Source organism: Pseudoalteromonas sp. MMG033 (genome assembly GCF_057197785.1).
Genome location: NZ_CM170070.1, coordinates 927640 through 941324, shown reverse-complemented (window position 1 = coordinate 941324; position 13685 = coordinate 927640). Strand labels below are relative to the sequence as shown.

Annotated in this window: 8 protein-coding genes and 1 other RNA gene; 5 read left to right on the top strand and 4 right to left on the bottom strand. The window is 43.6% G+C overall.

Features of this window, described 5'->3' with window-relative positions; all coding sequences use genetic code 11:
* Positions 1-90 precede the first annotated feature (90 nt).
* On the top strand, positions 91-714 hold the full coding sequence (gene sspA, locus AC2CZC_RS04420) for a stringent starvation protein SspA (RefSeq protein WP_211036133.1): 624 nt from the start codon (positions 91-93) through the stop codon (positions 712-714).
* A complete protein-coding gene (locus AC2CZC_RS04415; RefSeq protein ID WP_063361396.1) occupies positions 714-1169 on the top strand; it encodes a ClpXP protease specificity-enhancing factor in 456 nt (151 codons plus the stop codon). Before sspA ends, AC2CZC_RS04415 begins: the two co-directional genes overlap by 1 nt.
* Before the next feature lie 41 nt (positions 1170-1210).
* On the opposite strand, the gene dolP is transcribed toward AC2CZC_RS04415, so the two are convergent.
* The 4 genes from dolP to AC2CZC_RS04395 are packed head-to-tail and all read right to left on the bottom strand — an operon-like array spanning position 1211 to position 4649.
* On the bottom strand, positions 1211-1777 hold the full coding sequence (gene dolP, locus AC2CZC_RS04410; RefSeq protein WP_063361397.1) for a division/outer membrane stress-associated lipid-binding lipoprotein: 567 nt from the start codon (positions 1775-1777) through the stop codon (positions 1211-1213).
* Between the two features lies 1 nt (position 1778).
* Positions 1779-2363: an SIS domain-containing protein gene (locus AC2CZC_RS04405; protein ID WP_063361398.1), complete on the bottom strand. Its 585-nt coding sequence runs from the start codon at positions 2361-2363 to the stop codon at positions 1779-1781.
* Between the two features lies 1 nt (position 2364).
* Complete coding sequence (locus AC2CZC_RS04400) at positions 2365-2730, bottom strand: YraN family protein (protein WP_063361399.1); 366 nt, start codon at positions 2728-2730, stop codon at positions 2365-2367.
* Positions 2731-2774: 44 nt separating this feature from the next.
* Positions 2775-4649 (bottom strand): penicillin-binding protein activator, encoded by a 1875-nt coding sequence (locus AC2CZC_RS04395; RefSeq protein WP_484583967.1) that lies wholly within the window; start codon positions 4647-4649, stop codon positions 2775-2777.
* Positions 4650-4711: 62 nt separating this feature from the next.
* On the opposite strand from AC2CZC_RS04395, the gene rsmI reads away from it, so the two are divergent.
* The 3 genes from rsmI (at position 4712) to AC2CZC_RS04380 (ending at position 13506) form a co-directional block, all read left to right on the top strand.
* Positions 4712-5572, top strand: a complete 861-nt coding sequence (gene rsmI, locus AC2CZC_RS04390; RefSeq protein WP_484583966.1) for a 16S rRNA (cytidine(1402)-2'-O)-methyltransferase — start codon at positions 4712-4714, stop codon at positions 5570-5572.
* Positions 5573-5619: 47 nt separating this feature from the next.
* Positions 5620-5980: RNase P RNA component class A (gene rnpB / locus AC2CZC_RS04385), an RNA gene on the top strand.
* 359 nt (positions 5981-6339) lie between these two features.
* Complete coding sequence (locus tag AC2CZC_RS04380) at positions 6340-13506, top strand: LamG-like jellyroll fold domain-containing protein (RefSeq protein WP_484583965.1); 7167 nt, start codon at positions 6340-6342, stop codon at positions 13504-13506.
* The last annotated feature ends 179 nt before the right edge of the window (positions 13507-13685 follow it).

The window sequence follows — 13685 nt, the reverse complement described above, 5'->3', positions numbered from 1 at the left end:
CTCAATGGTGATTATAGGTAATAGGGGCGCATGCCCCTATTGCTGTTTAAAGTGATTTGATTACTTTGTGATTAATTTATGGAGGTAGGCATGGCCGTAGCTGCCAATAAGCGCCCAGTTATGACTCTTTTTTCTGGTGCAAACTGTATGTATAGCCATCAGGTTCGTATCGTTTTAGCAGAAAAAGGTGTAAGTGTTGATATTCATCTGGCTGAAAAGGACAACTTGCCAGAAGCGCTACACGAAATTAACCCATATGGTACAGTTCCGACGTTAATCGATCGTGAGCTTGGCTTATATCAAGCTAATATCATTATGGAATATTTGGATGAGCGTTTCCCGCATCCACCACTGATGCCAGTTTACCCAGTTATGCGTGGACGCAGCCGCTTGATGATGCACCGCATTGAAAGCGATTGGTATAGCCTTGCTGAGAAAATCATGTCAGGCAATGACGTTGATAATGCGCGTAAAGAGTTAACTGAAGCACTTCTTGCTGTGGCACCTATCTTTGGTGAAGCGCCTTATTTCATGAGTGAAGAGTTTAGCTTGGTTGATTGCTTTATGGCTCCGCTATTGTGGCGTTTGCCTCAATTAGGTATTGAGCTGTCAGGCAGCGGTGCAAGTGAGCTGAAAGATTACATGCTACGTTTATTCGAGCGTGAGTCTTTCCAAGCGTCTTTGACTGATATTGAGCGCGAGATCCGCAGCTAATGACATCTAATCGACCTTATTTACTAAGGGCGTTCTATGAGTGGATCGTGGACAATCAGTGCACGCCACACATAGTTGTCAATGCCAACTTCCCTCACGTACAAGTGCCAGTCCAGTTTGTACAAGACGGTCAGATTGTCTTGAATGTGAGCCCAAGTGCGGCAAATAACTTCACTATGGATAATGATGCATTGAGCTTCAGTGCGCGTTTTTCTGGCCAGCCAATGCAGGTTTACGTGCCTGTTGACGCAGTACTGGCGATTTATGCCAGAGAAAATGGTGAAGGGACAATTTTCTCTGAATCGACTATCGAAGAGGATTACGAAGAAGAGTCGTATGATGCTGATGATGAGTTGGCCCCAGAGGTTGAACAGCAGCCTGATAGCGCGGCAGAGCAAACACCTTCACAAGAAGGAAAGCCTAAAAAAGGCGCTCATTTACGCGTTATCAAGTAGAAAAAAACCTGCATCAGCAGGTTTTTTTATATTTGAGCTCACTATAGGTATTCAAAAGCCTTAATGACTTTTTCCACACCGTGAATGTTGCGTGCGATCTCTACTGCTTTTTCCGCTTCTGCAGGGGCGACCATCCCCATTAAAAAGACTTCTGCGTTTTCTGTGACAACCTTAATATTGGTGCCATTGACGTTATCATCTGCCAGCAGCTGTGTTTTCACTTTTGAAGTCAGCCATGTATCATGACCTTTGGTCGACAGACCTATATTGCTGCCAATACGGATTTGATTGAAGAGCTTTTTGACACCAATAACCGATTTCACCGCGTTATGCGCTTGTGTTTTCATCTCTATATTGGCCACTTGTCCTGTCAATAAAACGGTGCCATTGACGCTCACGACATTGATGTTGGCATGCTTTGCCAATCTTTGGATTTTTTTAAGCTCAATGGTCGCTTTAATTTCTATGCTATTGTCGTCTATTTGAGAGCCGATAGTGCGTCGGTCATTTGCTGCCGATACCGCGCCTGCAGTCCCGGCGACGACCGCTGCTGCACAGCCTTGAAGTAAAGACAAAACAGCAATTAACAAGATGGGTTTTAACAGCATATTAGGCATCCTGAGGAAATAAAATATTGTCTATAAGTTGGCTTAAACAATGCACTGTGAACATGTGAGACTCTAAAATTCGACTGGCGCGTTTACTAGGTACCCTGATCTCAACATCATTTGGGCCTAATAAACCGGTTAATTCTCCACCATCGTTACCTGTCAGCGCGATGACTTTAAGGTCTTTGGTCAATGCAGATTCAACAGCGCTAATGACTTCTTTTTCATTGCCGTTAAGTGCAATGGCAAAAAGTAAATCACCTTCTTGGGCAATTGCTCTTATCTGACGGGCAAATAACTCAGTTTGCGTACTTGTTGATTGGCCGCTGAGGTTAATACTGGCTTGACTCAATGTCAGTGCTGGCAAACATGGTCGCTCAGTTTCATAAAAATTGATAAGTAAACTGGCAAAGTGTTCAGCAAGCATATGGCTGCTTGGCTCACCACAGCAGATCAACTTATTACCATTGATCAATGTTTGAGAGATAACATAGGCAGCTGTCTCCAGTTGCTCAGGCAGTGCCTCTCCCGCTGCTATTTGCGCTTGAATACTTTCGGTAAAGATGGCTTTGATTGATTCTTGCATATTAAAAAACGTTCTTTATCCAATGTATCGCATGTGGGGAATTCCCCTGTATTGCAACAAAGTCTACGCGCAGCGCTACATTATGCAAGGTAAAATCTTGCATGTATTGATATATGCTACGCCTTAAACGTTGCTGTTTTTGTTGTGAAAGTGTATTGAGTGCGCCGCCAAATTTAAGACTTTTACGGTATTTCACTTCAACAAATACCCAAGTGTGGGCATCTTTCATGATTAAATCAATTTCTCCATGTCGACACAAGTAATTACGAGCTATTGGCGTCAACCCTTGTTTTTGCAGGTAGCGCTCAGCAACCTCTTCAAAATAAGACCCTTTTTCCCTGGTGTTGTTAAAAATCCCTTTTAGCATACTGTTATCCTTACAGGCTAAGTGTGTGATGTGATTACTTGTATTTATTCTACTTGTTGCATAAATAACGGCGTAGGCGGTCTCTCATCTAGACTTACTAGTCGAATACTGTTCTTATGGTATTGACCCCAGCTTAGCTTTCGATGTATCTGATTGGCTTCTTTAATGCTGAGTGCGCCGGTTAATCCATCAAACTCTTTACCCGGTATTCTACTTAATTGTTTGAGCTCTGGTATTAAGTTGAGCGCATCATGGGCCATGGCAAATAAGCGTTGTTCGATATCAGCTTGCTCGGGCCAGAGTCTCGAATATGTGTCTCGCAGGTTTCGTTGATTCACAACGTCGGGGAGCATCCAGGGCAGCTCAGTAAAATAGAGCCCTTCTAAATCTCCCTTGTCTGTTTTATCTATTTGCTTACTATAACTCCGTGAACTTGCGTACAGTGGGATCCGTTCTGCAAATGTACTGACGTTAACATCTAAATAGGGTTTGAGTAGTCGTGTCTCAATGGCGTCTCCAAGAATGTAGATCGCATCGATATCTCGTCTTGAGCGTGTTTCACTTTCTACTTCACTGCGGAATAGGCTTTTGACCTCTTTTATTCGGGCTTTAGAGCGATCCACTTCTAGTAGCTCAGTGATCACCTCGACCATATCTTCGCTATTACTATAAAACCCAGCTTCAGGTTGGGTTTTGCTGAAGTTTTGCCATTGAGTATTGAAATGTGCAATTAATCGCTGTCCTGAAGGGGTATTGGGCGCGAGCAACATGGGTTTTTGGAAGCCTTTTGCTAAAAAGTGCACCATGGCTTGCTCAACTTCATGCTCAGGGTTTAGAGCGAAGTAATAGTGTTCAGTATGGATCCGTTGTGCTTCATCTGGGTTTACCTCATTGAGAAAAATAGCTGCAGACTGAGCGATAAATGGACTTGATTTAACCTTAACAATGTTGCTTTTCAAGAGCGGGCCAATGACAAAATCTGCTTGGCTTTTTTGTAACTCTCGCTCGATAAGCTCCGCGCTGTCCATTTCGTCGATAAAGTAAATTTCTTCAATTTGACTTTTATCCATGGCGGCTAAAAAGCCATTTTTTAATGCCGAGCCTAGACGTTCACTATTTCCTGATTGAGGCAGTAAAATGGCTAATTTGGTTGCTTGGTAAGGCGCAAGGTTGATGGTAGATTTTACCTCATTGGGGATAATAAAACTGCCGGGATGATTTTTATAGCGTCTTTGCCAGTTGTTCATTGCTTGGTGTAATTGCACCGTGGAGCCTAAATATACTTGATGATACTTAGCGAGCTTTACCCAACCTTGTTGAATGACTGAACCACGATCAAAACGCTCTAGGGCGTAGGACGATAGTTGCTGTAATGCTGTCCATATATCTTGATTTAAGCCAGTGATGTTGAGTTTGTTTTGTTGCGCGGTATCCGCGCTTTTAAAGTAATGAACGAGGGCTTTTTTAGGTAACTTCTGAGAGGCAAAAATACTGCCTTTGAGGTATTGATGCCACCCTTTGTGCTCTGCAAGGGTAAGCTGATCACTGATATTCGTTAAAATAGTGTGTGCGCTTTCATACTTTCCTTGCTCTTTTTGTGCAAAGGCAATATAGAGCTTATTTTGTACATGATCGACGCTGGCTTTTGATTCTAACTCAAAGCAGATCTGCTCCAGCATAGGCCAATTTCGCTCGTTGATCGCAGCTTCTCGTGCACCGTAAAGCACTTGTATTCTATTTGCGCCTTGCTTTGAGAGTGCAAGTGCATACAGTGTACTTGCATCCATATTCTCAGTCGATTGCACGGTTGGTGCTTGAGTCTGCGGATTTGTTGCTGGTTGTACGTTTTTAGGGGTTGTGCCACAGGCCGATAAACCGGACAATACAGCCACTATTAGACTTATTTTTTTCAGTTGCACGCGTATACCTTCACTCATCACCTTGTATGTGAATATCTTACTGACTGATCTTGGAGAGCTCAATGACAAAAGCTGACACCTTAGACAAAATTGGCACCCTGCACATCGTTGCTACACCAATTGGCAATTTAGATGACATTAGTGAACGGGCGCTGAAAACCTTAGCTGACGTAGATCTTATTGCAGCAGAAGATACACGCCATACAGGCAAACTATTGAGTCACTTTAATATTAAAGCAAAAACCTTTGCTTTGCATGATCATAACGAAAAACAAAAAGCCCAACAAATATTAGATTGGTTGAATGAAGGTAAAGATATTGCGTTGGTCTCTGATGCAGGCACTCCTTTGATCAGCGACCCCGGTTATGCCGTGGTGAATTTATGTCGTGAAGCTGGCGCAAAGGTGACACCGGTCCCAGGCGCCTGTGCTGCAATTGCTGCGGTGAGCTGCTCAGGGTTACCCACAGATAAGTTTCAATTTGTTGGCTTTACGCCAGCAAAAAGCCAAGCGAGACAACAATTTTTCAAAGAGGCGTTTGAATCTGGGATCACCAGCATTATGTATGAAAGCACGCATCGCATTATGGCCAGTCTGGATGATCTTGTCAGCGCGCTTGGAGAACAGCAGCAAGTGGTGTTTGCCAAAGAACTTACTAAAACGTATGAAACGTTTTTTAGCGGTGAAGTGTCTGAGCTAATTGCGTTTCTAACGGATGAGCCAGAGCGCCAGCGTGGTGAATTGGTACTTATCTTACCAGGTAAAGGCAAAGAAACAGCGGCAATCACGCCTGAAGCACAAAAGTTAATTTCGCTTTTGGAAGCTGAAATGCCGCTTAAAAAAGCCTGCGGTGTGGCTGCTGAGTACTTTGGTCTTAAAAAGAACGCGTTATATAAAGCGATTATTGCACAAAGAGAAGAATAGCAAAAAAATCCGCTGTGCTTTAGGCTAGAAACAGGTATAATGCGCCGCGAGTTGGCCGGATAATCGCTGCTTGTGACGAAAATGATCAAGGGGAGGAAAGTCCGGGCTCCACAGGGCAGGGTGCCAGCTAACGGCTGGGGGGTGAAAGCCCACGACAAGTGCAGCAGAGAGAAGACCGCCAACCTCGGTTGGTAAGGGTGAAAGGGTGCGGTAAGAGCGCACCGGGCCGCTGGTAACAGTCGGTTGCAAGGTAAACTCCACCCGGAGCAAGACCAAATAGGGTTCCTTATGGTGTGGCCCACATCGGAACCGGGTAGGTTGCTTGAGCCTAAGAGCGATTTTAGGCCTAGACGAATGATTATCACCTCGCAAGAGGGACAGAACCCGGCTTATAGGCCGACTCACTAATTTTAGTAGCCGCTTGAATCTTCAAGCGGCTTTCTAATTTTAAAATCACTACTTTTCATCGCTGTGTACATAGCTGCACTCAAATTCCACTTTATAAATACTACGCTTGTACTCAATTCATTCCAAACTTGAGTTTTTGCTTTTACGCTCTTCTTGTTTCTTTTTCATATATTTAAATGTGCTACCTCATCTCGTCATTAGGATATTTAGCTGTTTTGCTTTTCATACTTCTATTGTTTTTATATTTTAAATAATGATGTTTTGCGCATATTTTAATCCATTCCATATTCTTGGCACAATTGCATGTCATAAACCCTAAATTGAACTGTCTCTGTCAATTAATAGGGGGTATTAATATTATGATGCGGACTAAACTGTGCCTAGCCTTGCTGACTTTGGGGGCGACTGTCCCCAATAGTGCGCAGGCTGCCATAGCACCATTAACAATTCATGTTGATGAAAATACCAAAACGAACACCACCATAGGTCGGGTGAGTTTTGTTGATGGCGTATCCGATAAAACGGTGCGTTTAGAAGTCGGTAAAACGGACATAAAAAATTGGGTAACCAATGGTGAAGCATTTGAGCCCATCTCATTTGCCTCAAGTTTTACGCAAGCGCCGATTGTTTTTGGTCAGATCCAATCCAACAGTGACTATACCGTAGAGTATGAAGTAAGCACCTACTCTTACTCTGGTCTAACGAGTAAAAACAACAATAGATTGTTGATGCGCCATCGCTTAGATAACGTCAGTGCGCAGGGCTTTGAGGCCGTACTTGAATCTGAACTAGATAAAAAAGGCACAAGTGTCATTCAAAGCTTTACCAATACCGGTGAGGGTGAAACACTTGGCTGGATAGCATTTGCTGAGCCCATCTCAGCGCTTTGGAATGACAAGCCATTTGAAGTTTCAAGTACAGGCACTGCGGTGACACATCAGGTTCATGGTCATGCGTTTAGTGCGCCCATGACAGAAACCCCAACGATTTTAACCTCCTTAGCGTCCTACAATGGCGCATCTCAAAGTGGTGTGGCGATTGATGAAGTCTCTGCAAACCGTGTAAAAGTGCATATTGATAACATTGATGATGACGCCCATGTGGCTGAAAACGTCAATGTGTTTGCATTGCAAGGCTCTGGCTTTTTATTTACAGAAAGCTTGGCGATTGTGGGTGAAACGGGCGTCATCAAAGTCGCTGATTCAGGCAGTGATGCGCCATTTTCAATCACTTTTTCGAAATCTTATAACAACCCAGTTGTATTCGTTCAAGCGGTCGGGATCGACAAAGACATTGTTGATGCGGCAGTACGCTTTAATTTCGTTGCGCCTATGATGCTGCAAGGATATTTGCATGGCGATAACGAAAGTGTGGTACCAAATCGTTTTGGTGAGTTTGAACTGCATTATCAAATCTTTGAGGCGGGTCGTTGGGATATACCACTGGAACATTATAGCTATGAAATCGTCTCTGGTAATGATGCGGGTGTGTTCTTAATTGATGCACTCAAAGGTGATATTAAAGTTGCTGACCAAACACAATTAGATTTTGAGCTGGGCAATAATCAGTACGTATTAACGGTTCGTGTTAAAGATGGCGCGGGCAATACGTATGATTCGACAGTCACGATTAATGTAAACGACATTAATGATTCTTTGAACAACAATGCGCAATCCATTGATGGTCTAGCAGCGGATGACTGGGCTGGTTGGTCAGTAGCCCCAGCAGGGGATGTAAACGGTGACGGTTTCGACGATATCATTGTCGGCTCTCCTCAAGCAGATGTTTATCGAAATGATGGCACCTTTATGTACGAAGATAATGGTGCCGCTTACGTTCTTTTCAGTGATGCAACGGGCACATTCCCATCACTAACGGAAGTGATCGGTGGTACTCGTGGTTTTGGGATCATGGGAGCTGAGTCTGGTGACAACGCAGGCTTTGCTGTTGCTGGAGGCGTTGATATTAACGGCGACGGATTATCAGATGTAGTAGTTGGTGCGCCTTATGCAGGTACTAACGGTAAGAATTCAGGTTCAACCTACGTTGTATTTGGTAAAACAGGTACTAACTTTGTTCCATTGTCTGATATGAATGTTGGCGGGAGCGATTACGGTTTTGCTATTCATGGTGCTTACACTGAAGACTATGCCGGTGGTACGTTAGTTGTCGGCGATGTGAATGGTGATGGTCTCGGTGACATTGTTATCGGAGAAACAGTCACGCGTTTTTTAGCGGGGACTGGTTCATTTGAATTAAGAGACTTGCTAGAAGATGGTACCGCAGATCCTAACTTAGCCTATGTTGTTTACGGTAAAAAAGACAATAACGTGGTTCAGTTAGCCAATGTTGCGACAGACTACAACACGCAAGGTTTTGCGATCACTCGTCCAAGCAGAAGATTATTCAGTGGATGGCACTACGGTGCACAAGTATTACCCACCGGTGATTTTAACAGTGACGGCTTAACAGACTTTATCGTTAGCCACGGTTTATATGTTGATACGTCCGGCACCAGTTATGTGGCGTACGGCCGTATTGGTGGTGAATCAATTAAGTACAACAGCATCAAATCGAGTGGAAATGGCATTAAAATCATCCCTGAAGTCAGCGGCAACTATGGCTTTGATTTTGGCCGCGCAAGCTTAAATACACTGCCTTCATTTACCACCTCTCACGTTGGTGACGTGAATGCCGATGGTGTTGACGACATCGCCTTGTTACTGACCGATACAGGGTGTTGCTCTGCCATTGACCACCCGCGTGCGTATATCTTATTTGGTGGCGTAAATGTTGCCGATGAAATTAATTTAGCGGATATTGCACAAGGCAACGGCGGCTTTGTTATTCATAACGATGCGTCCAACATTGATCACAGTGATTTGCAGGTTATTTTGGGCTCCATAGGTGGGGCAGGCGACTTAAATGGTGATGGCTTTGACGACATTATTATTGGCGACCCGTTTGCAGAAGATAACAAAGGTCGTGTGTATGCCGTGTATGGGCGTGCAGGTACAGATCCTGTTTACCTAAGCGAAATCATTGAGACAAAACAAGGTTTCTACTCTGAAGGTAACGGGGGCGAGCAGTTAGGTCAGTTCATCGCCAGCGCCGGCGACATCAATGGCGATGGTATCAAAGATATTCAATTTGGTACGCCTTCTGCTGATAAAAACAATTTAAGCAATACCGGTGCAGTGTATGTATTAAACGGCGATGGCAATTTAGTGACACTGTGGGGCACTGTGGGTGATGATACAATCGCAGGTGCAGCAACGGCAGATAATATTGCAACTGGAACCGGTGATGATGTTATTCGCACCAATGGAGGGGCAGATGCGGTGTATGCAGGTCCCGGTGAAGATACCATTTACATTTCTGATAATACGTTTACCCGTATCGACGGGGGCGGTAATACAGATACGTTAATCTTTGACGGGGCAGGTATTAATCTCAATCTCGCCGCGCAAGCATCTCGCGTTCGTAATGTTGAAGTGTTTGATATTCGAGGCTCAGGTGCAAACTCAATCACACTGAATAAAAGTGTCAGCAGTAACTCAAACTTGCGCATTTTAGGTGATGATGATGACTACATTGGTGCGGCGAACAACCAGTGGGTTGACTCAGGCACAACGCAAGTTATCGACAATATCACTTATAAAGTGTTTACAGCCGGTGCTGCAACCATGTTAGTGCAAGATGGTGTGAGTATTGCGGTTAACAATGCACCGACTATTGAAGCACAATCTTTCACTGTGAGTGAAGCCTCTGCAAGTGGTACTGAGATTGGCACTATTTTGGCCGACCCTAATGATGTTGGCGACTTTGTTACTTTCCAAATTCTAAGTGGCAACACAGATGGTGACTTAGTGCTAGATGCACAAACCGGTGTATTGAGCATCAGCCCTGACATTTCTCGTTTAGACTTTGAGAACACCGCTACGTACAACTTAGAAGTCATCGTTTATGATCAATATAACACCACAGATGTGGCAAACATTACCGTTGATGTATTAGACATGGAAGCCATGACCATTAGCTTTTCCGGTGACGCAAGTGGTGAGGGCAGTTATTGGGGTAACAATACCGTGCTTGAATTACTCGGTATGAGTTCACCTGATTGGGCGTCAACTGAAACTAAAATGACGTGGGATATTCCGGAGACTGAAACTCCATCTGAAGCAACTATCTTCAGAGTGTTAGCGCACGGTAAAATCCATTACGTCGGTGGTTTAGATTTATTTGGCGGTTGGGTTGAAGCTGATATTCCACTCACAATGGACTTGAAGTACCCTGATGAGATTCAAGTGGGTCAACCAGTTAATCTAACTACGCAATTTAAAGTAGATTCAAACGCTAACTTCATGGCGTCATCGCCTGGGGTGCAAGTTTCTGCGGAATTAATTATTGAAGATCTATTAGTACAATATCAATCAGATGTTTTTGAAAAGCTAAACGATAAAACTGAAATAGAGTACGGCTCATATGAAAAAACTGTTGGTTCAGAGTCATTTGGTATTTATGGTGACAACTGTGCCAATGCGTTAAATCGTGCTGATTGTTACAAGTTGGACGAGGGTGTGGAAGTTTACGATTTAACGCGTGAGCTAACGGATGATGAAATTGCTAAGCTCATTGCAGAACACCACTATGAGTTATCGCTAGCAACGACCATTGCGCATGCAAAACAAGTGAGTTCAAACTTAACGTACGACACCAGCATGGTTGACGGCGACTACCTTGTAGATGTGGTTTATGCTCACCTAGGTGCGACTGATGGGTTTGAAATCATCAGCACAGATCACTCAGATCCTTTAGCATCGATCACACCTTTCATTCGTGCTGAAACGACAGACGAAGAGATTGCGCTGTATATCAAAAACCTAACTCGCGATACGTTAGCTGCGGACATAAAGCCCACCGCTAGAAAAGCCGTTGAGAAAGCCATTAACTTAGAAGTAGATAAACTACGCTTCCTTGCTGGTCATGACTTAATAGATTGGGTATCTGAAGAAGTATACTGGGGGTCAAACTGGACCAAATGGCATGCTAAAGCGGGCATGGAAGCGGTCGAGGGGACCTCTGAACAATGTATTGACGATTTTTATGCTCCAGTGGGCGAAGATTTATATCGTAGTTATAAGTTCAGCACCTTAGATACTTTTGTGAGTATTACGTTGGATTTATTCCAAGACTTTGAGTTGAACGTTGAACCTTCAGCAATTTTAGTGTTAGAAGATGGCACAGAAATTTATTTTGACCCAGAAGAAGACATCGTATTCACGCCTGAGCTTACGCATGACGTGAATAACGATGGCATGATCGACGCGACATTAACGGTGGATGTTCAGTCTAAGTTTGTGAACAACAGTAAGATGAAAGCGTCATATAAAATGCCGTTTAAATTCTTAGAGTTTTCTTACAACGTGCAAGAAGCTGTATGTACTGATGCACAAACTTACTTCATGGGTAAGCAAGGCATACAGTACGAGAAAGGCTCTTATGGTCCAATGATGGACAGTGAGTGGGTGTTCGAGTTCTCTGATACGGATTTTGGTGGTCCAACAGAAGTTACCCTTGCAGACAACTCATATACAACACACCTGTCGTTTGACTTATGTAATACCAATGGCGTGTGCGGCGAGCCGGTATTGTCTTACAATAATAATGTGCCTGTTGCCTCGGATGTCACAGTAACGGGTGAGTTTATTGGTAAATCGACAGTATCTGCGACTTATGCTTACTCGGATCCAGATGGGGATATCGAAGAAGCGACACGTTTCCAATGGTATCGCTCTGCAACCGGCAATGAGACTGATGCACAAGTGATTGAGGGTGAGCTTTATCAATCGTATACCTTGTCATTAGACGATATTGATAACTATGTGGCATTTTGTGTGACACCTGATGATGGCACAGATCTTGGCAGCCCTGTATGTTCTGAGTGGACCTATGTAGAAAGCCCGTTCCACAAAGATCTATCAATTATGAACGGTTTCGGTCAATCTATTGTCTTTGACGGCACGGATCAGAGCATGGTTCAAACTCTGAACTCAGGTTTTAATCCGAATAGCTCTTATACAATTGAAGCCTGGGTGAAAGTGAATGCATTGAACCCCGATGACAATTCAAACTTAATAACCTTTACCGAAAGCGACAACAAGTCAAAAGCTGCAATCAGAATATTCTCTGATGGTCGCTTACGTATCAAAGCAACGAATACCACATTTAAATCGACAGAAACAGTGACTGTTGGTCAGTGGCAGCATTATGCAATCAGCTATGATCAGCCGACACAGCAGCTATCTGTGTACTTAGATGGTGAATTGTTCATCTCTGAAGTGGACGCTGCTGACTCAAGTAATGTGTACTTTGTATGGGGGTCAGGCAACGATGGTGTAAGTAAGAAGCTAAATGGTCAAATTGATGAGATCCGCATTTGGAATCAAGCGCTATCGCAACAGACGATTGCGGCTAATCGTGCACTAAGTGCGTCGTTAAATGATTCAAGGCTTGTGTCTTATTACAATTTCGATACGGTGATTGATGCTCAAGTAGCCGATCTGGTGGGTCAAAGTACCATGACGTTAGTTAACGAGCCAACGTTAGAAAAATACGACTCGTACTTAACACTTGATGGCAATGGAGATTATATCAATATTGCCGATGCCAGCGACGGTTCGATAGACTTTGCCGGTGACAACTTTACAGCCTCTGCTTGGATCTATTTAGAGCCAGGTTCAAATGGGTCAAACCGTAATATTTTTGCGAAAAAAATCTCTGCAGCCCCGGGGTACAAAGGTTGGAGCTTAAGTGTTAACAGCGCTAATAAATTGCAATATCACCATGATGCTGTCAATGACGGCAAGAAGACCTACGCGGCAGGCACGTTTAAAACGGGTCGCTGGTATCATGTTGCAGTGGTCGCCGATTGGGAAGGTGGCAAGGTGAGGTTGTATATTAACGGCAATGAAGTCGCCAGTTCTGGTAACGGCTTAGGTAATAAACGTAACTTGAGCAACCATAAACCACTTCGTATAGGAGCATATAGCCATACAAATACGACCTCAAACACCTTTAAAGGTCACATTGACGATGTCGCTATATGGACGCGCGCTTTGTCTGAAGATGAGCTCAATGTGTGTAAAGATGACATGGTGTTGGGCTGTGAACAAGATATGTTGATATATTATGACTTTGAACAGGAAGCCCATAAGAATAAAGCAGTCGATAGATACAACGGCACTATTTTTGGTGCGGCTGAAGTCAATCATGGTCTGGATGTAAAGTTTACCACGACTGAGTATGTTTCGTTTGTAGGCAAGCTTCCAGGTGGATCAGGTATCACGTTTGGACTCGCTGATGCGCCAGTTTATGGTGAGGTGGTCATCAATGAGTATTCAGGCGAATTTACCTATACGCCAAATGGTAGCGTAAATGGCGCGAGTGATTCATTTAGCTATGTCGTTTACGATAACAACAATGGATATAGTCTCAAGCAGATTGTGACTATTGAGTTTGAATAAGTTTATTAATTCTTAAAATTTACAAAGCCGCGATGCCAAAAGTGTCGCGGCTTTTTTAATGGTATAGCAGTTAACGTTTCTAATTTTTATCCCATTTTTCCCTATTATCGAATTTAACGCTATCAAGTGGGCGTACTTGGCAGCTATTTTTAATCATTATTTAAAATGCGTTTAACTGG

Excerpts from the sequence above, each read along its gene's own strand:
- AC2CZC_RS04405 (WP_063361398.1), bottom strand. The coding sequence starts at position 2,363 with ATGCAAGAATCAATCAAAGCCATCTTTACCGAAAGTATTCAAGCGCAA.
- sspA (WP_211036133.1), top strand. The coding sequence starts at position 91 with ATGGCCGTAGCTGCCAATAAGCGCCCAGTTATGACTCTTTTTTCTGGT.
- rsmI (WP_484583966.1), top strand. The coding sequence starts at position 4,712 with ATGACAAAAGCTGACACCTTAGACAAAATTGGCACCCTGCACATCGTT.
- AC2CZC_RS04415 (WP_063361396.1), top strand. The coding sequence starts at position 714 with ATGACATCTAATCGACCTTATTTACTAAGGGCGTTCTATGAGTGGATC.
- AC2CZC_RS04400 (WP_063361399.1), bottom strand. The coding sequence starts at position 2,730 with ATGCTAAAAGGGATTTTTAACAACACCAGGGAAAAAGGGTCTTATTTT.
- AC2CZC_RS04380 (WP_484583965.1), top strand. The coding sequence starts at position 6,340 with ATGATGCGGACTAAACTGTGCCTAGCCTTGCTGACTTTGGGGGCGACT.
- dolP (WP_063361397.1), bottom strand. The coding sequence starts at position 1,777 with ATGCTGTTAAAACCCATCTTGTTAATTGCTGTTTTGTCTTTACTTCAA.